Genomic DNA, 23,702 nt, shown 5'->3' on the forward strand with positions numbered 1-23,702 from the left:
ACGCAGACCATGCGGCGATGCACTTACCGAAGTCACTCGCAACGGCCGCCGTGCTGCTTGCCTCGCTGGCGGCCCTCCCCGCATGGGCCACCGATCCGTTCACCGTCAGGGACATCCGCCTCGAAGGCCTGCAGCGCGTCGAGCCCGGCACTGTGTTCGCCACCATGGGACTGCGCACCGGCGACACCTACAGCGACGAGCGCGGCGCCAATGCCATACGCGAGCTGTTCAAGCTCGGCCTGTTCAAGGACGTGCGCATCGACGTGAAAGGCAACGTGCTGGTGGTGATCGTCGAGGAGCGCCCCACCGTCGCCGACGTCGACTTCGTCGGTGCCAAGGAGTTCGACAAGGCCGCGCTGCAGAAGGCGCTGCGCGAGATCGGCCTGGCCGAGGGGCAGGCCTTCGACAAGGCATTGGCCGACCGCGCCGAGCAGGAGCTCAAGCGGCAGTACATCAGCCGCAGCCTCTACAACGCGCAGGTGATCACCACCGTCACGCCGCTGGAGAACAACCGCGTGAACCTGACCTTCACCGTGACCGAAGGCGAGCCCGCGCGCATCAAGGAAGTGCACGTGGTGGGCAACAAGGCTTTCAGCGAAAGCACGCTGCTCGACCTGTTCGACCAGGACACCGGCGGCTGGCTCGAGTGGTACACGAAGTCGAACCAGTACTCGCGCACCAAGTTCAACGGCGACATGGAAACGCTGCGCTCCTACTACCTCACGCGCGGCTACCTGGAGTTCCGCATCGACTCGACGCAGGTGGCCATATCGCCGGACCGCAAGACCATCGCGCTGACCATCAACATCACCGAGGGCGAGAAGTTCGCGGTGGCCGGCGTGAAGCTCTCGGGCGACTACATGGGCCGCGACGACGAGTTCAGGACGCTGGTCACCATCCGTCCCGGCCAGCCCTACAACGGCGACGACGTGGCCGCCACCACCAAGGCCTTCACCGACTACTTCGGCACCTTCGGCCATGCCTTCGCGCGCGTGAAGGCGGAGCCGGAGATCGACCGGGCGAACAACCGCGTCACCATCGTGCTGAAGGCGGAAGCCTCGCGTCGCGCCTACGTGCGGCGCATCAACATCGGCGGCAATGCCAGGACGCGCGACGAGGTGATCCGCCGCGAGTTCCGCCAATACGAAGGCGCCTGGTACGACGGCAACAAGATCCGCGCCTCGCGCGACCGCATCGACCGCCTGGGCTTCTTCACCGACGTGAACATCGACACCGTCGACGTGCCCGGCTCGCCCGACCAGGTCGACCTGGTCGTGAACGTGACGGAGAAGCCCACCGGCTCGCTGCAGCTGGGCGCTGGCTACTCGTCGACAGACAAGGTGTCGCTGAGCTTCGGCATCACGCAGGAGAACGTGTTCGGCAGCGGCAACTACCTGGGGCTGAACGTGAACACCAGTTCGTACAACCGCACCATCTCGCTCACGGCCACCGACCCGTACTTCACCAAGGACGGCATCTCGCGCACGCTGAACGTGTTCCACACCACCACGCGGCCCTACTACGAGGCCGACGGCAACTACAAGCTCGCCAGCGACGGCGGCTCGGTGCGCTTCGGCTTGCCGGTGGGCGAGCAGGACACGGTGTACCTGGGCATCGGCGTGGAGCGCTATTCGTTCACGCCCGGCACCAACGGCACCTATGCGCTGGTCGACGGCTCCTACGTGTACACCGCCACGCCGCAGGCCTACCTCGACTACTTCAAGTGCACCGGCACCGCGCCGAGCGTGACCTGCGCGAAGTCGAGCGTGGTGGGCATTCCGGCCACGCTGGGCTGGTCGCGCGACGACCGCGACAGCGCGCTGGTGCCCACGCGCGGCAAGCTGCAAAGCGCCAACCTCGAAGTGGGCGTGGGCAGCGAGCTGCGCTACCTGAAGACCAACTACCAGTACCAGCAGTACTTCCCGCTGTCGAAGCAGTACACGCTGGCCGTCAACGGGCAGCTCGGCTATGCGCGCGCGCTGGGCGACAGCACCTACCCGATCTTCAAGAACTTCTACGCCGGCGGCCTGGGCTCGATCCGCGGCTTCGAGCAGAACTCGCTCGGCCCGAAAGACTCGGTGACCGACGGCGCGCTGGGCGGCACGCGCAAGGCGATCTTCAACATGGAGTTCAGCACGCCCTTCCCGGGCGCGGGCAACGACAAGACGCTGCGCCTCTACAGCTTCTTCGACGCGGGCAACGTGTTCGCCGACCGCACCGCCAGCATGACGGACGCGCAGTGGAAGGCGCAGAACCGCCTGCGCGCGTCGGCTGGCATCGGCATCAGCTGGATCTCGCCGCTGGGGCCGCTGCGGCTGGCGTATGCGGTGCCGCTGCTCTACCAGAAGGAAGACACGGCCAACAACATCGCGGCCGACCGCACGCAGCGCTTCCAGTTCCAGATCGGAACGTCTTTCTGAAGCCGGCGGCCGAAGCCCTGGGGCCGCATCCTGCTGGTGGAGGAAGCGCTCGACGTCAATGAACGCCGGGCTCAGCCCGTGGTGCGAGGCGGCACCAGCGCCTTGATGCGCGCGGCGCCTTCCAGTGCGCGGGGGTGCACGGGCCTTCCACCGACGCCCATGGCCGGCATCCCGGGCGTGCCTTGCGCGCCTTGCGGTGGCGGCATGGCGCCCGGGCGGGGCGGGCGGTCCACCACCGGGTCGGCGGCCGGGTCGACCACCAGCGCGAGCGTGGCCACATAGCGCTGGCGCTCCTCGCGCACCGCGCCCAGCACCGTGTCACCGGCCCTCAGGGCGATGCCGTCGACGCTGTTGAGCGTGTCGCGCACGCGGGATCGCTGGTAGAGCGGGACCTGCGTATAGAGAAACTCGCTGAGCGCGTCGGGCAGGAAGAACTGCGAGGTGAGCACGGCGCGGGTTCCTTTGAACACCTTCATGTGGATGTGGGTGGTGCGCCCCGCGTACCAGCCCGGATAGACGGTGGCGAAGGCGGCGGTGCCGTCGCGGCCGGTGAACTGGCTGCCGCGCAGGAAGGTCTTGCCTTCGAAGGCGCCCGAGCGGTCGTCGCCCTGCGCCGGGAAGCCCGAGTAGCGGCCCTGCGCGTCGCAATGCCAGATGTCCACGCGCAGCCCGGGCAGCGGCTTGCCCGCCGCATCGCACACGGTGAAGCGCACGTCCAGCGGCACGCCCTGGAGCCCTTCGGTGATGTCGCGGCGGACCTGCGCCACGTCGAGGTAGTAGGGGCCCTCGGTGGTCTGCGCGGTCAGCGGCAGCCTTGGCGCGGCGGCCTCGGCGGTACGCGTGGAGGCGGCAGCCAGCGTGGCGGCGCCCAGGGTGGCCAGCAGGCCGCGGCGGCCGATGGAGGATGTGTCGTGGTGGGTCATTGTTCTTGCTCGTGCTCGGTGGGGCCGGCGGGCCGTGCGCCGGACGGCCGCGTCGCGCGGCCCTCGGCCCAGCGGACCAGCAGCCACCATGCCGGGGCTACGAGGCCCAGGAACACGGTGATCGCACCCAGCAGCGCAAGGCTCGGTTCCGGATTCATGGCCCTATGCTGCGGCCCCATCTGGGAGGAAACATGGAGAAGCCCGGCCGGAATTCCTCCCAATTTCCTCCAAATTCCGCCCGCATCATCGGCTTGCCACCTCCTCTTCTCTCCTCCGCCAGGCGTGCCGCAGAATGCGGCCATGCCCTTGCCTTGCCCATGCCGCAACTGACCCTCTCCCGCAAGATCTTCCTGGCGCTGGCCGCCCTGCTGATCGTGCTGCTCATCAGCTTCGCGGGGCTGTCGATCGTTGCGCTGCAGCGGGGCCTGGGCTCCTACGTGGCCGAGATCGAGATCCGGCGCATGGACTGGCTTGCGCAGCTGGTGCTCAAGAACTACGTGGCCAACGGCGACTGGAAGCACCTGCGCGACAACGACGACGCCTGGCAGCGCCTGCAGATGGGCCGCTTCGCCAGCCTGCTCGACAGCACCGCCGCCAGCGGCGACGAGCGGCGGCTGCCGCCCTGGTACGAATACCGCGCCATGCGCCCCGAACCGCCGCCGGACGGCGGCCCGGGCGGCGGCCCGCCGCCGCAGCTCGACCTGATGCCGCGCCGCATGCTCGGCGCACCGCCGCCCTGGGTGTTTCCCGATCCGCGCGGCATGCACGACTCCATCTTCCAGCGCCTGGCGGTGCTGGACGCGGGCGGCAAGCGGGTGGTGGGCGCCGACATCGACATGTCGAACGCCGCGCGCATGCCGATCCGGCACAACAAGTCGGTCGTCGGCTACCTCGCGCTCGCCCCGCTGGAGGGGCTGGAAAGCGAGGCCGACCGCGCCTTCGTCGCGCGCCAGTCGGGCGTGATCGTGCTCACCGGCCTGTGCGGCCTGGGCTTTGCGCTGGTGCTGTCGTGGCTGCTCGCGCGACGCTGGTTCAGGCCGATCGACGAACTCACCCAGGCCGCGCAGGACGTGGCGCGCGGCCGGCTGTCCACACGCGTCGCGGTGCAGGGCTCGGACGAGCTCGCCCTGCTGGGCAAGACCTTCAACGACATGGCGCAGCGCCTGGACACCGTAGAGGCCTCGCGCCGCGCCTGGCTGGCCGACGCGGCGCATGAACTGCGCACGCCGCTGGCCGCCATGCGCGCCGAGATCGAGGCGCTGCAGGACGGCGTTCGCACCTTCGACGAGCGCACGGCGCTGCGGCTGCACCGACAGGTCATACGCCTCGGCCAGCTGGTCGACGACCTGCGCAGCAGCATGCGCGAGCCGCAGGGCGACCTGCAGATGACCACGGTGTTCCCGCTGTCGTTGCTGAAAGAGGCGCTGGACCACACGCGCGACCGCTTCGCCAAGCGCGGCATCGAGGTCGACCGGCATGCGGTCGACCGTGTCGCGGGCCCGGCGCAGCCCGTGATCGAAGGCAACGCGCACCGGCTGCACCAGGTGTTCATGAACCTGCTGGAGAACACGCTGGCCTACACCGACGAAGGCGGCGAGCTGCGGCTGGACGTGATCGTCGAAGGCGCCCGCACGGGCAACTGCCTCACGCTGCTGTTCGACGACAGCACGCCCGGCGTGCCCGACCAAGAACTGCCTCGCCTGTTCGACCGGCTGTTCCGCGGCGAGACCTCGCGCAGCCGCGAGCTCGGCGGTTCCGGGCTCGGCCTGTCGATCTGCCGCGCGACCATCGAGGCGCACGGCGGCACCATCGAAGCGTCGGCCTCGCCGCTCGGCGGGCTGCGCGTGACCATCACCCTGCCACTGGCCACCTCCTCATGACACGCATCGTCATCGTCGAAGACGAAACCGACATCGCCTCCGTGGTGCAGGACTACCTACGCCATGCCGGCTACGAGACCACGCACTTCACCGACGGGCAGAGCGCGCTCGAGAGCATCGTGGCCACGCCGCCCGACCTCACGCTGCTCGACATCATGCTGCCGCGGCTGGACGGCATCGAGGTGCTGCGCCGCGCGCGCGAACACACCGCGCATCCGATCATCATGCTCACCGCGCGCATCGAAGAGGTCGACCGCCTGCTGGGCCTGGAGCTCGGCGCCGACGACTACGTGTGCAAGCCCTTCTCGCCGCGCGAGCTGGTGGCGCGCGTGCGCGCCGTGCTGCGGCGCACCGCGCCCGGCAACATGCCCGGCCAGGGCTCTGCGCAGAACGATGCGCCGGGCCTGGTGATGGACGACGTGCACTGGCGCGCGTCGCTCGAAGGCACGCCGCTGAACCTCACGCGGCGCGAGTTCGGGCTGCTGCAGGTGCTGTCGCGGCACCCGGGCCGCATCTTCTCGCGCGCGCGGCTGCTGGAGCTGGCCTACGACGACACCGTGGACGTGACCGAGCGCGCCATCGACAGCCACGTGAAGAACCTGCGCCGCAAGCTCGGCGCGGTGACGCCGGAGCATGACTGGATCCGGTCGGTGTACGGCGTGGGCTTTGCGTGGGAAGCGCCCGTGCCGGCCTGAGCGCCGGACATCTTCCCGCTGCGCGCCGCTGCCTTAGCGGTACGCCGCCAGCTCCTGCTTGGCGATGGCGTTGCGGTGCACCTCGTCGGGGCCGTCGGCCACGCGCAGGTGGCGCTCGTAGGCGTAGAAGTGGGTGAGCAGCGTGTCCTGGCTCAGGCCCATCGCGCCGAAGGCCTGCATGGCCCAGTCGATCACCTTCACGCAGTTGTTGGGCGTGAGCACCTTGATCATCGCGATCTCCTTCGCGGCGACCTTGTTGCCCACGGTGTCCATGCGGTAGGCGGCGTTGAGCACCATCCAGCGCGACTGCTCGATGAGCATGCGCGACTCGGCAATGCGCTCGCGCCACACGCCCTGCTCCGACAGCGGCTTGTGGAACGCGGTGCGGGACACCAGCCGCTGGCACATCATCTCCAGCGCCGACTCGGCCATGCCGATGGCGCGCATGCAGTGGTGGATGCGGCCGGGGCCGAGGCGGCCCTGCGCGATCTCGAAGCCGCGGCCTTCGCCGAGCAGGATGTTCTCCACCGGCACGCGCACGTTGTCGAACACGATCTCGGGGTGGCCGAAGGGCGGGTCGTACATGCCGAGCAATTGCATGTCGCGCACGATGGTCACGCCGGGCGTGTTCTTCGGCACCAGGATCATCGACTGCTGTTTGTGGCGGTCGGCGTTGTCGGGGTCGGTCTTTCCCATCAGCACGAAGATCTCGCAGCGCTCGTGCATGGCACCGGTGATGTACCACTTGCGGCCGTTGATGACGTACTCGTCGCCTTCGCGGCGGATGCTGCAGCGGATGTTGGTGGCGTCGCTCGATGCCACCTCGGGCTCGGTCATCGCGAACGACGAGCGGATCTCCCCGGCCAGCAGCGGCGTGAGCCAGCGCTCCTGCTGGGCCTTGGTGCCGTAGCGCGCCAGCACTTCCATGTTGCCGGTGTCGGGCGCGGAGCAGTTGAAGATCTCGGCGCACCAGTAGCGCCGGCCCATGATCTCGCACAGCGGCGCGTACTCGACGTTGGTCAGGCCCGGGCCGTGCTCGGCCTCGGGCAGGAAAAGGTTCCACAGGCCGCGCTCGCGCGCCTTGGCCTTGAGGCCGGCCATCATCGGCAGCTCGGCATAGGGACGGCCGGCGCGGGCGTTGGCGGCCAGCTCTTCTTCACGGCGTTTTTCGTTCGGGTAGACGTGTTCGTCCATGAACTTCAACAACTCGTCGCGCAGCGCGATCACCTTGGGTGTGAATTCGAAATGCATCAGGCGTCCTTCAACTAAGTGCATTGAAGTTAAGCGGCGCAGCGGGTTTCGCACGGTCCTTCGCGCGACAGCCGCGCGGTGCGGCTGTCACCTGTGTGCCAGCGGCCGGCCGGCGCGAGAATGACGGCCCATGAACACCCAGAACAACGAGACACGGCAAAAAACCGCCGCGTTGCGCCCCGTGCGCAACGCGGCCACGCTCATCGTGCTGCGCGACGGCACGCACGGACTCGAGGTGCTGATGCTGCGCCGCGCCGAGAAGGCCGACGACCAGAACAGCGGCGCGAGCGTGTTCCCCGGAGGCGTGATCGACGCGCACGACCGCAGCCTTCACGCGCAGTGCAGCGGGCTCGACGATGCCGCCGCGAGCGCGCGCCTCGCGGTGCCGGAAGGCGGGCTCGACTACTACGCGGCCGCGATCCGCGAATGCTTCGAGGAGGCCGGCCTGCTGTTCGCGACGGACAAGGCGAGCCCGGGCCGGCTGGTGGCGCTCGACGGCATGCCGGCCGGGCAGCTTTCGGCCATGCGCCATGCAGCGGAACAAGGCACCGACGCGCTGGTTGCGATGTGCGAAGCCCACGGCTGGCAGCTCGCGGTGGACCGGCTCGCCTACTTCACGCACTGGCTCACGCCGCCGGGCATGCCGCGCCGCTTCGACACCCGCTTCTTCCTGGCATCGATGCCCGACGCGCAGACGGTGCGGCCCGACGGCCGCGAGACGGTCGAGCACCTGTGGCTGCAGCCTGCCGATGCCGTTTCCCCGGCGCGCGGACTCAAGCTGATGAACGTGACGCGGCGCATCCTCGAGCAGCTCGCGCAGTTCTCGAGCGTGCGGGAACTCATGGCCCATGCGCGCGGGCTGAAGCACATTCCGCGCGTCATGCCCCGCCTCGCGGACGGCCCACAGGGACGGCGGCCGGTGAACATGGAAGAGCCGGCATATGACGAGGTCGGGCGCGTCGACCCCGACGGCCAGGGCGGCGGGCGCTATGCACTCGAGACCGGGCTGGTGATGCGGCTGTCGCCACGGGTCTGGCGGGTCACGGGGCCGGCCGATGCGACTGGCGCGCTGCCGCACAGCTATTTCGCGGGCATCGAAGGCGGCGACTGCGTGCTGATCGACCCTTCGCCGGCGAGCCCCGGGCACATCGCGGCGCTGCGCAATGCCGCACCGGGCCGCGTGCGCCGGATCTGGTCGACGCTGGCGCTGCCGCTGGAAGATGCGGTGCGCGAAGCGTGGCCCGAAGCATCCGTGCTGCAACCCGCGCCCGGCGAACCGCTCGACCTCGGCGGTGCCACGCTGCAGGTGCTGAACGGCGCCGGGGGCCTGCAATTCCTGCTGGCCGAAGACAGCACGCTGTTCACCGGCACCGCCACCACCGCCGCCGGCACGGCCGACTGGATCGCCCCACGCCACGGATTCCTGCGCCGCCACGCCGTGACGTAAGAATCCCGTGGCATGCATCGTGCAAGATCGCGCCATGCTTCCCCTGTCTCCCGACGCGCTGCGCCAGCGGCTGCGGTCTTTTGCTTCCCGCGCGCAGCCGCTGCGCATCCTGCTCACGCTCGGCAGCCTGATGGCCGCCTGCGGCTACACCGGCCACCCCGACGCGGTGATCCCGTTGTTCCTCGGCGCCATCGCCAGCGCGCTCGCCGAGACCGACGACAGCTGGCGCGGCCGGCTTCGCGCGCAGATCGTCACGCTGGCCTGCTTCGCGGCGACGGCGTTCGCGGTGGAGGCGCTGTTCGGCCTGCCGTGGCTGTTCATCACCGGGCTCGCGCTCGCGGCCTTCTGCCTCACGATGCTGGGGGCCGTGGAGGCACGCTACAAGGCCATCGCCTATGCCACGCTGATCCTGGGGATGTACGCCACGCTCGGCATCGAGAACATGAGCTCGCACGGAACCACGGTCCACCGTGGCCGCGAGCCGCTGTTGCTGCTGGCCGGCGCGGCCTGGTACGGCGTGTTCTCGGTGCTCTGGTGCGCGGCCTTTCCGGCGCAGCCGGTGCAGGCGCGGCTGGTGACGCTGTTCACGGTGCTGGGCAACTACGTGCGCTTCAAGGCCTCGCTGTTCGAGCCGCTGCGCGGCATCGACATAGAGCGCAAGCGGCTCGCGCTCGCGCAGCTCAATGCCGAGGTGGTGAGCGAGCTCAACGCGGCCAAGGAAAGCATCTTCCGCCGCATCGGCGCGCGGGCGCCGACCGGGCGCATCTCGCGCTACCGCGGCCTCTACCTGATCGCGCAGGACGTGCACGAGCGCGCCAGCTCCTCGCACGACGACTACAACGCGCTGGCCGACGCCTTCTTCCACAGCGACCTGCTCTACCGCTGCCAGCGCGTGCTGGGCCTGCAGGGGCTGGCGTGCCTGCGGCTGTCGGAATCGATCGCGCGGCGCGAACCCTTCGACACCGGAACCGAGACCGTGCTGGCACTGGCCGACCTGCGCAGCGCCATCGAACACGAACGCGCGCGAGCCGCCACACCCGAGCGGCTGGTGCTGCTCGCGTCGGTCGAGGCGCTGGCGCGCAACCTCGCGCAGCTCGACGGGCAACTGGCGGGCGCAAGCCAGCCCTCGGCGCGCGCCGGCCGTACCGAGATGGGCCTGTTCGACCGCTCGCCGCGTTCATGGCGCGACGCGGTGGAGCGCGTGCGGCGGCAACTCACGGTGCGCTCGCCGCTGTTCCGCCATGCGCTGCGGCTGTCGATCGCGCTGGTGGCGGGCTACGGCGTGATGCAGGTCATCCATCCGGCGCAGGGCTACTGGATATTGCTGACCACGCTGTTCGTGTGCCAGCAGAGTTACGGCGACACCATCGCACGCATGGGCCAGCGCATTGCGGGCACGGCGCTGGGCGTGGTGGCGGGCTGGGCGCTGCTGCAGCTGTTTCCCCAGCCGCTGGTGCAGTCGGTCATAGCGGTGGCGGCGGGCGTGGTGTTCTTCGCAACCCGCACCACGCGCTACCTGCTGGCCACCGCGTCGATGACGCTGCTGGTGCTGATGTGCTTCAACCAAGTCGGCGACAGCGGCGTGCTGCTGGTGCCGCGGCTGGTCGACACCGCCATCGGCAGCGCGATCGCCGGGCTGGCGGTGCTGCTGGTGCTGCCGCACTGGCAGGCGCGCCGCATCAACGAACTGGCGGCCACGGCCATGCGCGGCCACGCGGGCTACCTGCGGCAGATCGTCGAGCAGTACCGCACCGGCGCGCGCGACCACCTCGACTACCGGCTGGCCCGCCGCAACGACCACAACGCCGACGCGGCGCTGTCCACCGCGGTGTCCGACATGTTCCGCGAACCGGGCTACGTGCGGCCGCGCGCGGGCGTGGCGCTGCGCTTCCTGATCCGCTCGCACACGCTGCTGAGCTATCTCTCGGCGCTGGGCGCGCACCGCGCGGCGCTGCCCGATTCGGCGCAGATGGCGGTGCTGCGCAGCTCGGCGGAAGGCGCCATCGCGGCACTCGAAGCGCTGGCGGCGGGGCTGGACAGCGGCTCGGTGGACGGGCCGCGCGACACCGCGGCCGAGCAGGCCGCGCGCGCCGCGCTGGCCCAGGCGGCAGCGGCCGCCGGCGGCGAATCGAACCCGCAGGCGCGAACTTTCCACACCGAACTGGCTCTGATATGGCTGCAGATCGATGCCTTGCGCACCCACGCAAGCGAATGGCTGCAGCCCTCGGGCAGCGAAACGCCGACCGCGCCTGCCTGAGGGAGCATCCGTGCGATCAGGTCGGTTGAAAGTGGCCGCGCCGGACAGCCCCTGGCGCGGCAGGTAAAATTACCCCTTCATGTACCGCTGGTTTGCCGCTACTGTCCTTGCCATCATGTTGTCCTGCTACGGTTTTGCCGTGCTTGCCCACAACATGATCGGTGCCGGCCATTCGCATGCCCAGCAGGCGCAGTCCTCGCAAACCACCCTGACCTCCAAGACGCTCGTCGCCGCCGCATCGCTGGCCGACGACGCCCTTTCCGACGGCAAGGCCCTGGTTGCCGATGCCGACCCGGCACCCGACGATGCCAATTCGCTCGATGAAGCCGGCTCCGAACACGCCGAGCTGGTCGACGCCCGCAACGACATTCCCCTGCCGCTCCTTCTTTCGGAGCAGCCACCCAAGCTCGGCCTGACCACCACGGTCTCGCCGTTCCTCGCCCGGCCCAAGCGGCCACCCCGCGCCGCGCTCTTCGTCGCCTGAGGCCGCAAGGCCCTGCGCGACCGGGAGCCGCCACGGCTCCCGCCTCCCCTGATCCGGGCCTGCCGCCCAATCGGCGGCACCCGGCATCGCCCAGACAGCAATTTTGTTTTTTTCGGCCGTTCGCCGCTGCGCACGCCAATTCGCACCGCACGGCGCCGGTCGTCCAACAAGCATCAAGGAATCATCACAATGAACAACAGCCCTCCCGTCTACGCCAGCACCGACCTGCCGCTGGCCTCGTCCCAGGAACGCAACCGCGTCCTGCGCAACACCTACTGGCTGCTCGCGCTGTCGATGCTGCCCACCGTTCTCGGCGCCTGGATCGGCGTTTCCACCGGCTTCTCGCGCGCCATGTCGCCGGGCATCGGCCTGATGGTGTTCCTCGGCGGCGCCTTCGGCTTCATGTACGCCATCGAGAAAACCAAGGAATCCGCCGCCGGCGTGCCGGTGCTGCTGGCCTTCACCTTCTTCATGGGCCTGATGCTGTCGCGCCTGGTGGGCACCGTGCTCGGCCTGCAGAACGGCGCCAGCCTGGTCATGACGGCCTTCGCCGGTACCGGCGCGATCTTCCTGGGCATGGCGACGCTGTCGTCGGTCATCAAGCGCGACCTGTCGGGCATGGGAAAGTGGCTCTTCATCGGCGCCATCCTGCTGCTGGTGGCGGGCATCGCCAACTTCTTCCTGAAGTCGAGCGCGCTGATGATGACGCTGTCGGTGCTGGCCATCGGCATCTTCTCGGCCTTCATCCTGCACGACCTCAAGCGCGTGAAGGACGGCCTGGAGACCAACTACATCTCCGCCACGCTGGGCGTCTACCTCAGCATCTACAACGTGTTCCAGTCGCTGCTGGCCCTGCTGGGCATCGCCGGCGGCCGGGACGAGTAACAACCCCCAGGAAGGAAAGGAACTCCCCATGCGCCTCACCACCAAGGGCCGCTTCGCGGTCACGGCGATGATCGACATCGCCCTGCACGGACGCTCGGGTCCGGTCACGCTGGCGTCGATCAGCATGCGCCAGCGCGTCTCGCTGTCCTACCTGGAGCTGCTGTTCGGCAAGCTGCGCCGCAACGACCTGGTCGAGTCGACACGGGGCCCGGGCGGCGGGTATTCTCTGAGCCGGAAGGCTGCGGATATTTCCGTGGCCGACATCGTCCTCTCGATCGAGGAACACGATGCCGAATCCAACCGCCAGCGCGGCGCCGACGCGCCTGGCGAACCCGGCCGCTGCGAAATCGACGAACTCTGGGCCACCGTGAACCTGCGGGCGGTCGAGTTCCTCAAGTCGATCTCGCTGCAAAGCCTGGTCGACGAACAGAAGGCCAAGGGCGTCCAAGCCGCCGTGCGGACCGACAGCCGGCGCACGCCGGCCGGCCAGCCGGCCGCGCGCAAGCCTTTCGTCGTCGACGCGCCGAACTCGGTGTTCGCACTGGGACGGCGCCAGCAGAGCGCCAGCTAGCTCCAAGCCAGCCACCGCCATAGCGGCCCATGCGGCAGGGCCCGCCGCCACGGATCGACGTGGCGGCGGGCTCGTGCCTGCATGGGCTTTTTGTCGTTGGTTTGGAAGCAAAGGAATCCTTCATGTTGCGACGCAACACGAGCGGCACAATGCACCAACTTTGTGCAAATCACACGCGCGCGACCCGGACGACCCCGGCCCGCGCCGCACCGCGTTTCTCGACGGCCATGACCTCCAAGCTCCTGTTTTCCCTTCCGCTGCTTTCCGTGCTCGTGCTCGCCGCATGCGGCGCCAAGCAGCCTCCCGCCACCGTCGAAGCGCCGCCGCCCGAAGTCGGCGTGGTCACGCTGCACACCGCCGACGTACCGGTGCACACCGAACTGGCGGGCCGCACCGCCGCTTTCCGCGTGTCCGAAGTGCGGCCGCAGGTCAACGGCATCGTGCGCAAGCGCCTGTTCGAGGAAGGCAGCATGGTCCGCGCGGGCCAGGTGCTTTACGAGATCGAGCCCGGCCCCTTCGAGGCCGCGCACGAACAGGCCCAGGCCGCGCTCGCCACTTCGCAGGCCGGCATCGCGAGCCTGCGGGGCAAGGCCGGGCGCTTCGGCGAACTGGTCAAGGCCAATGCGGTGAGCCGCCAGGAGCACGAGGAGGCGCAGGCCGCGCTGGTGCAGGCAGAGGCCGGCGTGAAGGCCGCGCAGGCGGCGGTGAAGGCGGCGCGCATCAACCTCGGCTTCACCCGCATCACCGCGCCCATCGCGGGACGCATCGGGCGCTCCAGCGTGACCGAAGGCGCGCTGGTGGCGCCGGGCCAGACGGTGGCACTGGCCACCATCCAGCGGCTGGACCCGATCTATGTCGACGTGGTGCAGTCGAGCCTGGAGCTGACGCGGCTCAAGCGCCGCTTCATCTCCGGCGACATGGCGCCCGCCAGCGCGCGGGTGGGCCTGCGCATGGAAGACGGCCTGCCCTATTCGCACGCGGGCACCATGAAGTTCTCCGAAGTCTCGGTCGATCCGGCCACGGGCTCGGTCACGCTGCGCGCGGAGTTCCCGAACCCGCAGGGGCTGCTGCTGCCGGGCATGTACGTGCGCGCGCAGGTCGAGTCCGGCGTGGAACGGCAGGCCATCCTCGCGCCGCAGCGCGGCGTGGCACGCAACGAGAAAGGCGAGCCCACCGCCCTGGTGGTGGGCGCGGGAGACAAGGTCGAGCTGCGCGCCCTGGAGCTGCGCACCACCACGGGCGACCAGTGGATCGTGAGCAAGGGCCTGCGCGAAGGCGACCGCCTGGTAGTCGACGGGCTGCAGCGCGCCCAGCCCGGAGCCAAGGTGAAGCCGGTACCGGTGACGGCAGCGAACGCCGCCACTGCTTCTTCCGCAGATTGAGCAACCCGACGTGATCGCGAATTTCTTCATCCACCGGCCCGTGTTCGCATGGGTCATCGCCATCCTCATCATGCTGGCGGGCGGCGTGGCCATACGCACGCTGCCGGTGTCGCAGTACCCGGACATCGCGCCGCCCACCGTCGTCGTCTCGGCCAACTACCCCGGCGCATCGGCGCAGGCGGTGGAGAACAGCGTGACGCAGGTGCTCGAGCAGCAGCTCAAGGGCATCGACGGCCTGCTGTACTTCAAGTCGACGAGCAGCTCGGCCGGCTATGCCGACATCAGCATCACCTTCCGCCAGGGCATCGACCCAGACACCGCGCAGGTGCAGGTGCAGAACAAGGTCAGCCAGGCCACCAGCCGGCTGCCGCAGGCGGTGCAGCAGCAGGGCGTGACGGTCTACAAGTCGCAGAACAACTTCCTGCTGATCGTGGCGCTCTACGACGAGACCGACCGCCGCACCGACACCGACGTGGCCGACTGGATGGCCAGCAACCTGCGCGACCCGGTGAGCCGCGTCGACGGCGTGGGCTCGGTGCAGGCCTTCGGCGCGGCGTATGCGATGCGCATCTGGCTCGACCCGCACCGGCTGGCGAGCTACCAGCTGATGCCGTCGGACATCACCGCCGCCATCACCGCGCAGAACACGCAGGTGTCGGTCGGCGAGATCGGCGCGCGGCCGTCGCCCGCCGGCCAGCAGCTCAACGCGACCGTGACCGCGCTCTCGCGGCTGCAGACGCCCGAGCAGTTCCGCGGCATCGTGCTCAAGACCCAGGCCGACGGCGCCGTGGTGCGCCTGGGCGACGTGGCGCGCGTGGAAATCGGCAACGAGTCGTACGCTGAAACCACGCGCCTGAACGGCCACCCCGCAGCCGGCGCGGCCATCATGCTGGCGCCCGGCGCCAATGCGCTGACCACAGCCAGGGCGGTGAAGGCGCGCATCGCGGAGATGGAGCCCTCGCTGCCCGCCGGCCTGCGCGTGGCCTATGCGGAGGACACCACGCGCTTCGTGAAGATCTCGATCCAGTCGGTGCTCAAGACGCTGCTGGAGGCCATCGCGCTGGTGGTAGTGGTGATGTTCCTGTTCCTGCAGAACTGGCGCGCCACCGTGATCCCGGCCATCACCGTGCCGGTGGTTCTGCTGGGCACCTTCGGCGTGCTCGCGGCCTTCGGCTATTCGATCAACGTGCTCACGCTGTTCGGCATGGTGCTGGCCATCGGCCTGCTGGTGGACGACGCCATCGTGGTGGTGGAGAACGTCGAGCGCGTCATGCACGAGGAAGGGCTCGACGCAAAGGCCGCCACCATCAAGTCGATGAAGGAGATCACCGGCGCACTGGTGGGCATTGCGGTGGTGGTGTCGGCGGTGTTCCTGCCGATGACCTTCTTCGGCGGCTCGGTGGGCGTGATCTACCGGCAGTTCTCGGTGACGATCATCGCGTCGATGGCGCTGTCGGTGGTGGTGGCCATCGTGCTGATCCCGGCGCTGTGCGCGCGCTTCCTGAAGCCGGGCGTGCCGCCGCGCACGCGCGGTTTCCTCGGTGCGTTCAACCAGCGCTTCGACGCCGCGCAGGGCCGCTATGTGGGCCTGCTGGGCCGCATGCTGCGCAAGCCGCTGCGCTTCACCGCCGTGTATGCCGCCATCGTGGCGGGCATGGGCCTGCTCTACCTGGGCCTGCCCGGCGGTTTCCTGCCGGAGGAAGACCAGGGCAGCGTGATGGTGCAGGTCTCGCTGCCGGCCGGCGCCACGCAGAGCCGAACCGACGCCGTGAACAGGGCGGTCGAGAAGCACTTCCTGGAAACCGAGAAGGACACCACCGACACCATCTTCACGCTGGCGGGCTGGAGCTATGCCGGCTCGGGGCAGCACACGGGCATGGCCTTCGTCTCGCTCAAGGACTGGTCGCAGCGCAAGGACCCGGAAAAGCGTGCGCACGCCATCGTCGAGCGCGCGAGCGCCGCGCTCTCGAAGCAGCAGCGCGACGCCGAGGTCTACGGCATGGTGCCGCCGCCCATCGAAGGCCTGGGCCAGTCCAATGGCTTCGAGTTCTGGCTGCAGGACACCTCCGGCATGGGCCCCGACAAGCTGGTGCACAAGCGCGAGGCGCTGGTGCGCGACGCCAACAAGGACAGGCGCCTGCAGTCGGTGCGCGCCAACAGCATCGCCAACACGCCGCAGCTGCAGGTCGACATCGACCAGGTCAAGGCGTCGGCGCTGCGGCTGTCGCTGGACGACGTGAACACCACGCTGGGCATTGCCTGGGGCGGCAGCTACGTCAACGACTTCATCGACCGCGGCCGCGTGAAGCGCGTGTACGTGCAGGCCGACGCGCCCTACCGCTCGGCCCCCGAGGACATGGGCCAGTGGTTCGTGCGCGGCAGCACCGGCGCGATGACGCCGTTCTCGGCCTTCGCCACCACGCGCTGGTCGCAGGGCGCGTCGCAGCTGGAGCGCTACAACGGCCTGCCGGCGGTGCAGATCCAGGGCGCGGCCGCGCAGGGCACGAGCTCCGGCACGGCCATGTCGGCGGTCGAGGCCATTGCGAAGAAGCAGGCGGGCACCGGCCACGCATGGAGCGGGCTCTCCTACCAGGAGCGCCTGTCGGGCGGGCAGGCGCCGCTGCTGTTCGCGGTGTCGATCCTCGTGGTGTTCCTGTGCCTGGCCGCGCTGTACGAAAGCTGGTCGGTGCCGTTCTCGGTGATGCTGGTGATTCCGCTGGGCGTGCTGGGCGCGGTGATTGCCGCGTCGCTGCGCGGGCTGTCGAACGACATCTACTTCCAGGTCGGCCTGCTCGCGACCATCGGGCTGTCGGCCAAGAACGCGATCCTGATCATCGAGTTCGCGGAAGCGGCGCTGCGCCGCGGCGTGCCGCTGCTCGACGCGGTGGCCGAGGGCGCGCGCCTGCGGCTGCGGCCGATCCTGATGACCTCGCTGGCCTTCCTGGCCGGCGTGGTGCCGCTGGCGCTGGCCACCGGCGCGGGCTCCGCGAGCCAGGTGGCCATCGGCACCGGCGTGTTCGGCGGCGTGCTGGCGGCCACCGCGCTGGGCATCTTCTTCGTGCCGCTGTTCTACCTGCTGGTGAAGCGGCTGGCGGGGCGCTGGGGCGGCAGCAGGCTGGGGACGAAACAGGCGGCCTGAGCAACCGGCCCGTCAGCGCCGGCGCGGAACAGGCGCCACCGAGGCCTGCGCCTCGATCAGGTCATACAACGCCTGCGCGGCTGGCGAGAGGCGCGCCGTCTTGCGCGTCATCAGCACCAGCGTGCGGGACACCTTGGGCTCCGTGAGCTCGACGATCCGCAGCGTGGGGTAGGCGCCTTTCTGCAGCGCAAGCCGCGGCACCACGGCGGCCGCCACGCGCTCGGCGACCAGCCCCACTGCCGTCGAGCTGCGCTGCACTTCGTAGAAGGGCTTCAGGTTGGCGGCGGCCGCGCCCAGCGCCAGGTCGAGCAGCGGCCGGTTCTCGCTCGCATGGCCCGCGAAGATCAGCGGATGCGGCTCCAGCTGGCGCCATGCGATGCGCTTGCGCTGCGCCAGCGGATGCGCCTCGTGGCAGATGAGCACGTACTCGTCCTCGATCAGCGGCACGCTCTGCAGCTCCGGCGCGTGCGCACCCGCCATGCCGATGCCGAACTCGACCTCGCGGTGCAGCACCGCATTCGCCACCGCCGATGACGAGTGGTCCAGTATCTTGATGCGGTTGTGCGGATGCCTGGCCGAATAGGCCTGCATGATGCGCGGCAGGAACTGCACGCCCGCGGTGGGCACGCAGGCGATCGAAACGTCGCCGCGCTCCGCCTTGCCGGTCTCGCGGATCTCGAGCAGCGAATCGGCCAGCTCCACCAGCAGCCGCCGCGCGCGCGGCACGAAGTCGCGCCCGATGGTGGTGAGCGCCACCGAGCGCGTGGTGCGCTCCACCAGCGCCACGCCAAGGAATTCCTCGAGCTTGCGCAGCCGCTGCGTGATGGCGGTCTGCGTGACGTTGAGCGCGCCGGCCGCTGCCTGGAAGCTGCCTTCGTCGGCAATGGCCACGAAAGCCTGGATGCCGAGGATGTCGATCTTCATCAGATTTATGAATCAATGGCCAGAATAAATTCATTTTACGTAGCGCTCCCTGCTCGGCAAACTCGCCGCCAGAACAGCAAAGGAACCCCGCGATGACCTGGTCAGCCAAGCAATATTCAGCCTTCGAAGAAGAACGCACACGCCCCGTGCGCGACCTCGTGGCCGCCCTGCCGCAGCGCGAAGTGCGCAGCGCCGTCGACCTGGGCTGCGGCCCCGGCAACTCCACCGAAGTGCTGGCGCAGCGCTTTCCCGGCGCGCTGGTCAGCGGCATGGACAGCTCCGACGACATGATCCAGGCCGCACGCAAGCGCATGCCCGGCGTGAACTTCGAGGTGGCCGACATCGCCACCTGGCGGCCCGCGCAGCCGGTCGACGTGATCCTGGCCAACGCCTCGCTGCAATGGCTGCCCGACCACGCCACGCTCTACCCCCGGCTGGCGCAGCAGCTCGCGCCCGGCGGCAACCTCGCGATCCAGACGCCCGACAACCTCGAAGAACCCGCGCACCGCCTCGCCCGCGAAACAGCGAAAGACCCGCGCTGGGCCGACCGCATCGGCGACGTGCGCCACCCGGCGCGGCACGGCGCCATCGACTACTACGAGATGCTGCAACCGCATTGCAGCCGCGTGGACGTGTGGCGCACCACCTACTACCACCCGCTGGCGGGTGGCGCGCCGGCGGTGGTCGAATGGTTCAAGGGCTCGGCGCTGCGGCCTTACCTTGCGCTGCTCGATGCGGCGCAGCAGGCCGGCTTTCTCGAAAGCTACCTGGCAGGCGTCGCGAAGGCCTATCCGGCGCTGAAGGACGGCAGCGTGCTGCTGCCGTTTCCGCGGCTCTTCATCGTTGCGACGCGCTGACGCGTCTCAGGGCTGGCGCTCACTGTGGCGCCAAGACACCGAACTTGCGCAGATGGGACTTCAGCACGGCGGCTCCACTGCGCCCGTCGTACAGGAAGGCGTGCAGCCCGGCCCGGCGGGCTCCTTCCACATTCTCGAGCCTGTCGTCGATGAACAGCGTCGTGCTTGCATCGGCGCCAACCGCCTTCAATGCTCGCTCGAAGTGGAGCATGCTGGGTTTCGCGGCACCCAGCGCGCATGAGTACAACTCTCCATCGAACATCGACGCATAGCCCAGTTCGGTCGACATGAACCTCGCACGCAGGGCCTGCTGGTTGCTGGCGATGTAGCACCGCTTTCCGCTCGACCTCACAGCGCTTATTGCCTCCTGCACATCGGTGTGCGGCAGGATGGACAGCATGGCTTGGAGAATGGACGGCTTGTGCGCCACGCGATCCCAGGACTTCAGCACATCGAGAAGCGCTTCGTCGAAGCCGTCAGTCGTGGTCCGTCGAGGCCGACAGCGGTTCCCACGCATCGATCTCGCTCGACATGACCGCCAGCTTGTCCCGTACCAACCGGAGCGCGTCCCTGCCGAGCAACAGATGCACTGGCGGGTTCTCGTCGGCCACGATGCGCAGCAAGGCTTGCGCGGCTTTGGCGGGGTCGCCCGCCTGCTTGCCGTCTTTCTCCTGGCGCGCCTTGCGGATCGGTTCGAACAGCGCGTCGTAGTCGGGCAGCGTGCGTTCCGTGCGCACCATCGAACGCCCGGCCCAATCGGTGCGAAAGGAGCCTGGCGCAACCGCGGTCACCTTCACGCCGAAGCCTGCGACTTCCTTGGCCAGCACTTCCGAAATACCTTCGAGCGCGAACTTGCTGCCGCAGTAATACGCGATGCCGGGCATCGTGATGAAGCCGCCCATCGAAGTGATGTTGACGATATGCCCGCTGCGGCGCTCGCGCATTGACGGCAGGACGGCCTTGGTCATGGCTACGGCGCCGAAGACGTTGACGTCGAACTGGCGACGCATCGCATCGAGGCCGGATTCCTCGAGCGTGCCCTCGTGGCCGTAGCCCGCGTTGTTCACGAGTACGTCGATAGGCCCGACCCGTTGCATGACGGCGGCTACAAGCGGCTCGATGGCGTCGAAGTCGGTCACGTCGAGCATCACGGCATGGGCGCGGCCAGGGGCGAGTGCTTCGAAGGCGCCGCGCGCAGCCTCGCCTCGCACGGTGCCGACGACGACGTGGCCGTCCGCGAGCGCAGCCCGCGCGAAGGCGTCACCAAAGCCCGAGCTGACGCCGGTGATGAGGAATGTCCTGGAGGAAGATGCAGCCATGTGGGCTCCTTGAGAAATGGATGCCTCATGCTATGAAACGGGGCCTGCAACAGGAATGCCCGTCTCGCTGAGTTGCTTGCCTGAAACTCCAGCCCGCTGGAAAGAGGCGGCCCGATCTGGCAAATTGGCCGCATCGAACACCCCGCCCCCACCCACGATGACCGTGCCTCCGCTCCCGCCATTGGCCATGCAGGCACGCATGGTCGAACTGCTCGGCTCCCTCGCGCCGACGGAAGGCTACAACCTCACCGCCCTGCCCGATGTGCGCTTCCTGCGCTCGAACCGCCCCTTGAGCCGCGCGCCGGTGCTGTATGACCCTGGCATCGTGATCGTCTGCCAGGGCCGCAAGCGCGGCTTTCTCGGCGACGAGGTGTATCTGTACGACGCACAGCATTACCTGGCAGTGTCGGTGCCGGTGCCGTTCTCGATGGAAACGGACGCCACCGCCGAAGAACCTTTGCTGGCCATCTATTTCCGGCTCGACTTCAGCGTGGCCGCCGAACTCATGCTCCAACTCGACGAACAGGGGCTGGCGGCGCAGGCCGCACCCCGGGGCCTGATGTCCACGCCGATGGACGCCATGCTCGCTCAGTCGGTGCTGCGCTTTCTCGAAGTCATGCGCGTCCCTTTGGAAGCAGTGGTGCTCGGTCCGGCGCTGGTGCGCGAGATCTACTTTCGCGTGCTCACCGGCGAGCAGGGCGCCTCGATGCGCAATGCGCTCACGCGGCAAGGACAGTTCGGCAAGATCGCGAAAGCCATCCGGAAGATCCACGCCTCTTTTGCGGAAGCGCTCGACATCGGTCAACTGGCCGGCGAGGCCGGCATGAGCCCGCAGTCGTTCCATGCGCACTTCAAGACGGTCACGGCCACTTCGCCCATGCAGTACCTCAAGTCGACGCGGCTGCATCAGGCACGGCTGATCATGGCCCGCAGCGAGGTGACTGCAGCCGTGGCCGGTTCGCAAGTCGGCTACGAGAGCGCGTCGCAGTTCAGCCGCGAATTCAAGCGCATGTTCGGACGCGGCCCCGCCGAAGAAGCGGAGCGCATGCGCAAGGCGTTCGCGCTGCCCGACCCGTTGCCCTCATCTGTCTACGTCGCTTCGCACTGACAGCCCGCCCTCAGGGCGAGAAGCCCGAGCGCCGCACCACCGGCTCCCACTGCTGCCTGTAGGCCTTGAGCATCTGCGCGGTCTCGGCCGTCGAGCTCACCACCGGCGTGATGTAGGCCGCCTCGGCCGCCTTCTGCAGCCCCGGATCGCGCATCGCTTCGCGGATGGCGCCGGCCACCAGCTGCACCTTGGCCGGTGACATGGTGCTGGGCGCGAAGAAGGTGTTCCAGCCGTCGGCGTCGATCTTCATGCCGGCCTCGCGGAAGGTCGGGATCGCGGGCGCAAAGCTCGCGCGCTTCTTGCCCGACACCGCCAGGATGCGGATCTTGCCGGCCAGGTGCTGCGCGTAGAGCGAATCCAGCGTGTCGATGGCGATCGGCAGCGTGCCGCCGATCAGGTCGGCCGACAACGGCGCCGATCCGCCGTAGCCCTTGATCTGCGGCTGCACGCTCAGCGCGTCGCCCACCATCAGGCCGAAGAAGTGAGGCAGGCTGCCGGTCGCGGGCACGCCGAACACGGCCTCTTCCGGATGCGCCCAGAGCCGGCCCACCAGGAACATGGCGCGGTCGAGCTGCAGCTTCTGGCCCACGGCCAGCGCGAAGTCGTAGCTGCTGACTTGCGACACCGGCACGAAGTCCTTGTCGGGGTCGTAGCCCACGTCCTTGATGACCAGCGGCGCGACCACCATCACGGCGGGGTTGCCGAGCATCAGCACGTTCTGCCCCGCTGGCGTGCGCCGCACTTCCTTGGCCGCGAGCCGTCCGCCCTCGCCCGGCTTGTTCTCGACCGTCACGGCCACGCCGAGCTTGGCGCCCAGCCGCTCCGCAACCAGGCGCGCGATGCGGTCCGTGGTGCCGCCGGCCGCGTAGCCGACCACCAGGGTCAAGGGGCCGTCCAGCGCCTGCTGCGCCTGGACCTGGGCACCGGAAATGCAGGCGGCGAGCCCGAGGCCCCACGCCAAGAGCCTGCGCCTGGAAAAGAATGCAACCATGGGGGTTTCCTGAGAGCGGTGGTCGTGAGCGGTCATGCGCGATGCCGTCGTGGCGAAAATCGCCTGCCGTTCCTGATCGCTGTTTGTGAAAATTTGTGAGCGGTTTATACGCAGGTAACAAACAGTTGATCTAATCCATCACCTGCTTTCGAGGCCGGTGGACCACACAACGCCCAGTACCCTTAACCCATCCGTATGCAAGCCTTTCCCGACGCGGGTTCGTTGCGCGAGCCGCGCTCCCTGGACGACCTGCTGCTCTACAGGTTGTCGCGCGCCATGCGCACCAGCAGCGGCATGGCGACCCGCATGGTCGAGGGCGGCTTCGGCATCACGCGGCGCGAGTGGGGAATGATCGGCACGCTCGCGCAGCGCGGCGAGATGACATCGTCCGCGCTGGCCGCGCACCTGCACCTGGACCGCGTGCGTACCTCGCGCGGGCTGCGCAGCCTCGTCGAGAAGAAACTGGTGGTGCGCCGGCAGGATGCCGAGGACCGGCGCGAGGTTCACGTACGCCTGAGCGCCTCTGGCGAGCATCTGTACGGCAAGCTGTTCCCGCGCATCGCGGGGCTCAACACCGAACTGCTCGAGGGCATCACGCCCGCGCACCTGGAAATCTTTCTCCAGTGCCTGCGGCACCTGGAGCAGCGCGGCAATGAACTGAGCGCGCAGGGCGTGGTCATGGAAAAGGCCGACCGGCGCTCGGGCGGCACGCGCCACCGCTGGCCCGAGCGGGAGGCCGGCGGCGGCAGCTGAAGGCAGCGGCGGGCTCAGGCCTGCACGTCCACCGTGCCGCCGATGGGAACGCCTTCGGCATTGGTGCGGATGCCGCCGCTCTTCCTGGCGCCGTCCATCGCATTGGAGACCGATTCCAGCGCCTCCTTCTGGACCTGCGAGGTCCGCAGCATGTTGATCTGCTGCTGCAGCATGAGGACCTGCGCGGCCATCGACTGGAGCTGCATCTGGATCGCCTTGCGCGCTTCGTCAGTGGGCGCCTCGATCAATTCGCCCTGCGTTTCCGCGATCTTCTTCTGCGTGTCGGTGATCTGCCGCTGGATCCTTGCGATCTGGGCGTTCACGTCATTCCCACCGCCGCTCGCGGGAGTCGTCGCTCCAATGGCTGCAACCATGTTTTCCTCCGTCCTTTGTGTGTCGACCAGAGGCTTATCGGC

21 protein-coding genes are annotated in these 23,702 nt (G+C 68.8%); 13 read left to right on the top strand and 8 right to left on the bottom strand.

What is annotated here, in order from left to right; all coding sequences use genetic code 11:
• The first annotated feature begins 17 nt into the window (after window positions 1-17).
• On the top strand, window positions 18-2,420 hold the full coding sequence (bamA, locus tag AC1RVW_RS21870; RefSeq protein ID WP_493202468.1) for an outer membrane protein assembly factor BamA: 2,403 nt from the start codon (window positions 18-20) through the stop codon (window positions 2,418-2,420).
• Between the two features lie 71 nt (window positions 2,421-2,491).
• Here the strand turns inward: bamA and AC1RVW_RS21875 are convergent, their stop codons facing one another.
• Window positions 2,492-3,343 carry an intradiol ring-cleavage dioxygenase gene (locus AC1RVW_RS21875; protein ID WP_493202470.1) on the bottom strand — a complete coding sequence of 284 codons (852 nt, stop codon included), beginning with the start codon at window positions 3,341-3,343 and terminating at the stop codon, window positions 2,492-2,494.
• Window positions 3,340-3,501 (bottom strand): hypothetical protein, encoded by a 162-nt coding sequence (locus AC1RVW_RS21880; protein ID WP_493202472.1) that lies wholly within the window; start codon window positions 3,499-3,501, stop codon window positions 3,340-3,342. Before AC1RVW_RS21880 ends, AC1RVW_RS21875 begins: the two co-directional genes overlap by 4 nt.
• Before the next feature lie 159 nt (window positions 3,502-3,660).
• Between AC1RVW_RS21880 and AC1RVW_RS21885 the strand changes: the two genes are divergently transcribed.
• The gene (locus tag AC1RVW_RS21885) at window positions 3,661-5,223 is read left to right on the top strand and encodes an ATP-binding protein (RefSeq protein ID WP_493202474.1); all 1,563 of its coding nucleotides are present in this window, start codon (window positions 3,661-3,663) and stop codon (window positions 5,221-5,223) included.
• Window positions 5,220-5,918, top strand: coding sequence for a response regulator (locus tag AC1RVW_RS21890; protein ID WP_106937002.1), 699 nt, complete (start codon window positions 5,220-5,222; stop codon window positions 5,916-5,918). The genes AC1RVW_RS21885 and AC1RVW_RS21890 overlap by 4 nt, the downstream gene beginning before the upstream one ends.
• A gap of 33 nt (window positions 5,919-5,951) precedes the next feature.
• Here AC1RVW_RS21890 and AC1RVW_RS21895 read toward each other — a convergent pair whose 3' ends face one another.
• Complete coding sequence (locus AC1RVW_RS21895; RefSeq protein WP_106937001.1) at window positions 5,952-7,169, bottom strand: acyl-CoA dehydrogenase family protein; 1,218 nt, start codon at window positions 7,167-7,169, stop codon at window positions 5,952-5,954.
• A 130-nt stretch (window positions 7,170-7,299) separates the two neighbouring features.
• Between AC1RVW_RS21895 and AC1RVW_RS21900 the strand changes: the two genes are divergently transcribed.
• The 7 genes from AC1RVW_RS21900 to AC1RVW_RS21930 all read left to right on the top strand — a co-directional run bounded on the left by AC1RVW_RS21900 (window position 7,300) and on the right by AC1RVW_RS21930 (window position 17,334).
• Window positions 7,300-8,616, top strand: a complete 1,317-nt coding sequence (locus AC1RVW_RS21900) for an NUDIX hydrolase (RefSeq protein WP_493202477.1) — start codon at window positions 7,300-7,302, stop codon at window positions 8,614-8,616.
• Between the two features lie 34 nt (window positions 8,617-8,650).
• The gene (gene yccS, locus AC1RVW_RS21905; protein WP_106937694.1) at window positions 8,651-10,873 is read left to right on the top strand and encodes a YccS family putative transporter; all 2,223 of its coding nucleotides are present in this window, start codon (window positions 8,651-8,653) and stop codon (window positions 10,871-10,873) included.
• Window positions 10,874-10,952: 79 nt separating this feature from the next.
• Window positions 10,953-11,357, top strand: coding sequence for a hypothetical protein (locus AC1RVW_RS21910; RefSeq protein ID WP_493202479.1), 405 nt, complete (start codon window positions 10,953-10,955; stop codon window positions 11,355-11,357).
• 189 nt (window positions 11,358-11,546) lie between these two features.
• Window positions 11,547-12,242: a Bax inhibitor-1/YccA family protein gene (locus tag AC1RVW_RS21915; RefSeq protein WP_106936999.1), complete on the top strand. Its 696-nt coding sequence runs from the start codon at window positions 11,547-11,549 to the stop codon at window positions 12,240-12,242.
• A 28-nt stretch (window positions 12,243-12,270) separates the two neighbouring features.
• A complete protein-coding gene (locus AC1RVW_RS21920) occupies window positions 12,271-12,813 on the top strand; it encodes an Rrf2 family transcriptional regulator (protein WP_081267887.1) in 543 nt (180 codons plus the stop codon).
• A 227-nt stretch (window positions 12,814-13,040) separates the two neighbouring features.
• Window positions 13,041-14,195 carry an efflux RND transporter periplasmic adaptor subunit gene (locus AC1RVW_RS21925; protein WP_493202482.1) on the top strand — a complete coding sequence of 385 codons (1,155 nt, stop codon included), beginning with the start codon at window positions 13,041-13,043 and terminating at the stop codon, window positions 14,193-14,195.
• Window positions 14,196-14,205: 10 nt separating this feature from the next.
• A complete protein-coding gene (locus AC1RVW_RS21930; protein WP_493202483.1) occupies window positions 14,206-17,334 on the top strand; it encodes an efflux RND transporter permease subunit in 3,129 nt (1,042 codons plus the stop codon).
• 12 nt (window positions 17,335-17,346) lie between these two features.
• Here the strand turns inward: AC1RVW_RS21930 and AC1RVW_RS21935 are convergent, their stop codons facing one another.
• A complete protein-coding gene (locus tag AC1RVW_RS21935; protein WP_493202485.1) occupies window positions 17,347-18,258 on the bottom strand; it encodes a LysR family transcriptional regulator in 912 nt (303 codons plus the stop codon).
• 92 nt (window positions 18,259-18,350) lie between these two features.
• On the opposite strand from AC1RVW_RS21935, the gene tam reads away from it, so the two are divergent.
• Window positions 18,351-19,115, top strand: a complete 765-nt coding sequence (gene tam, locus AC1RVW_RS21940) for a trans-aconitate 2-methyltransferase (protein ID WP_081267883.1) — start codon at window positions 18,351-18,353, stop codon at window positions 19,113-19,115.
• A 19-nt stretch (window positions 19,116-19,134) separates the two neighbouring features.
• Here the strand turns inward: tam and AC1RVW_RS21945 are convergent, their stop codons facing one another.
• Both AC1RVW_RS21945 and AC1RVW_RS21950 read right to left on the bottom strand, forming a co-directional pair.
• Window positions 19,135-19,632, bottom strand: a complete 498-nt coding sequence (locus AC1RVW_RS21945; protein WP_493202487.1) for an HAD family hydrolase — start codon at window positions 19,630-19,632, stop codon at window positions 19,135-19,137.
• Complete coding sequence (locus AC1RVW_RS21950; RefSeq protein ID WP_493202489.1) at window positions 19,592-20,434, bottom strand: oxidoreductase; 843 nt, start codon at window positions 20,432-20,434, stop codon at window positions 19,592-19,594. The genes AC1RVW_RS21945 and AC1RVW_RS21950 overlap by 41 nt, the downstream gene beginning before the upstream one ends.
• A 157-nt stretch (window positions 20,435-20,591) precedes the next feature.
• Here AC1RVW_RS21950 and AC1RVW_RS21955 point away from each other — a divergent pair, with 157 nt between their 5' ends.
• On the top strand, window positions 20,592-21,542 hold the full coding sequence (locus tag AC1RVW_RS21955) for an AraC family transcriptional regulator (RefSeq protein ID WP_234382362.1): 951 nt from the start codon (window positions 20,592-20,594) through the stop codon (window positions 21,540-21,542).
• 10 nt (window positions 21,543-21,552) lie between these two features.
• On the opposite strand, the gene AC1RVW_RS21960 is transcribed toward AC1RVW_RS21955, so the two are convergent.
• Window positions 21,553-22,533, bottom strand: coding sequence for a tripartite tricarboxylate transporter substrate-binding protein (locus AC1RVW_RS21960; protein ID WP_106937690.1), 981 nt, complete (start codon window positions 22,531-22,533; stop codon window positions 21,553-21,555).
• 195 nt (window positions 22,534-22,728) lie between these two features.
• Here AC1RVW_RS21960 and AC1RVW_RS21965 point away from each other — a divergent pair, with 195 nt between their 5' ends.
• Window positions 22,729-23,286, top strand: coding sequence for a MarR family winged helix-turn-helix transcriptional regulator (locus AC1RVW_RS21965; protein ID WP_493202491.1), 558 nt, complete (start codon window positions 22,729-22,731; stop codon window positions 23,284-23,286).
• Window positions 23,287-23,300: 14 nt separating this feature from the next.
• Here the strand turns inward: AC1RVW_RS21965 and AC1RVW_RS21970 are convergent, their stop codons facing one another.
• On the bottom strand, window positions 23,301-23,660 hold the full coding sequence (locus tag AC1RVW_RS21970) for a FlxA-like family protein (RefSeq protein WP_081267878.1): 360 nt from the start codon (window positions 23,658-23,660) through the stop codon (window positions 23,301-23,303).
• Window positions 23,661-23,702: the final 42 nt, after the last annotated feature.

This window comes from Variovorax sp. MPBD4-3, from assembly GCF_058809745.1.

Excerpts from the sequence above, each read along its gene's own strand:
- AC1RVW_RS21945 (WP_493202487.1), bottom strand. The coding sequence starts at position 19,632 with ATGCGTGGGAACCGCTGTCGGCCTCGACGGACCACGACTGACGGCTTC.
- AC1RVW_RS21935 (WP_493202485.1), bottom strand. The coding sequence starts at position 18,258 with ATGAAGATCGACATCCTCGGCATCCAGGCTTTCGTGGCCATTGCCGAC.
- AC1RVW_RS21915 (WP_106936999.1), top strand. The coding sequence starts at position 11,547 with ATGAACAACAGCCCTCCCGTCTACGCCAGCACCGACCTGCCGCTGGCC.
- AC1RVW_RS21910 (WP_493202479.1), top strand. The coding sequence starts at position 10,953 with ATGTACCGCTGGTTTGCCGCTACTGTCCTTGCCATCATGTTGTCCTGC.
- AC1RVW_RS21965 (WP_493202491.1), top strand. The coding sequence starts at position 22,729 with ATGCAAGCCTTTCCCGACGCGGGTTCGTTGCGCGAGCCGCGCTCCCTG.
- AC1RVW_RS21890 (WP_106937002.1), top strand. The coding sequence starts at position 5,220 with ATGACACGCATCGTCATCGTCGAAGACGAAACCGACATCGCCTCCGTG.
- bamA (WP_493202468.1), top strand. The coding sequence starts at position 18 with ATGCACTTACCGAAGTCACTCGCAACGGCCGCCGTGCTGCTTGCCTCG.
- AC1RVW_RS21920 (WP_081267887.1), top strand. The coding sequence starts at position 12,271 with ATGCGCCTCACCACCAAGGGCCGCTTCGCGGTCACGGCGATGATCGAC.
- AC1RVW_RS21875 (WP_493202470.1), bottom strand. The coding sequence starts at position 3,343 with ATGACCCACCACGACACATCCTCCATCGGCCGCCGCGGCCTGCTGGCC.
- AC1RVW_RS21900 (WP_493202477.1), top strand. The coding sequence starts at position 7,300 with ATGAACACCCAGAACAACGAGACACGGCAAAAAACCGCCGCGTTGCGC.
- AC1RVW_RS21880 (WP_493202472.1), bottom strand. The coding sequence starts at position 3,501 with ATGAATCCGGAACCGAGCCTTGCGCTGCTGGGTGCGATCACCGTGTTC.
- AC1RVW_RS21960 (WP_106937690.1), bottom strand. The coding sequence starts at position 22,533 with ATGGTTGCATTCTTTTCCAGGCGCAGGCTCTTGGCGTGGGGCCTCGGG.
- AC1RVW_RS21950 (WP_493202489.1), bottom strand. The coding sequence starts at position 20,434 with ATGGCTGCATCTTCCTCCAGGACATTCCTCATCACCGGCGTCAGCTCG.
- tam (WP_081267883.1), top strand. The coding sequence starts at position 18,351 with ATGACCTGGTCAGCCAAGCAATATTCAGCCTTCGAAGAAGAACGCACA.
- AC1RVW_RS21925 (WP_493202482.1), top strand. The coding sequence starts at position 13,041 with ATGACCTCCAAGCTCCTGTTTTCCCTTCCGCTGCTTTCCGTGCTCGTG.
- AC1RVW_RS21970 (WP_081267878.1), bottom strand. The coding sequence starts at position 23,660 with ATGGTTGCAGCCATTGGAGCGACGACTCCCGCGAGCGGCGGTGGGAAT.
- AC1RVW_RS21955 (WP_234382362.1), top strand. The coding sequence starts at position 20,592 with ATGACCGTGCCTCCGCTCCCGCCATTGGCCATGCAGGCACGCATGGTC.
- AC1RVW_RS21885 (WP_493202474.1), top strand. The coding sequence starts at position 3,661 with ATGCCGCAACTGACCCTCTCCCGCAAGATCTTCCTGGCGCTGGCCGCC.
- AC1RVW_RS21895 (WP_106937001.1), bottom strand. The coding sequence starts at position 7,169 with ATGCATTTCGAATTCACACCCAAGGTGATCGCGCTGCGCGACGAGTTG.
- yccS (WP_106937694.1), top strand. The coding sequence starts at position 8,651 with ATGCTTCCCCTGTCTCCCGACGCGCTGCGCCAGCGGCTGCGGTCTTTT.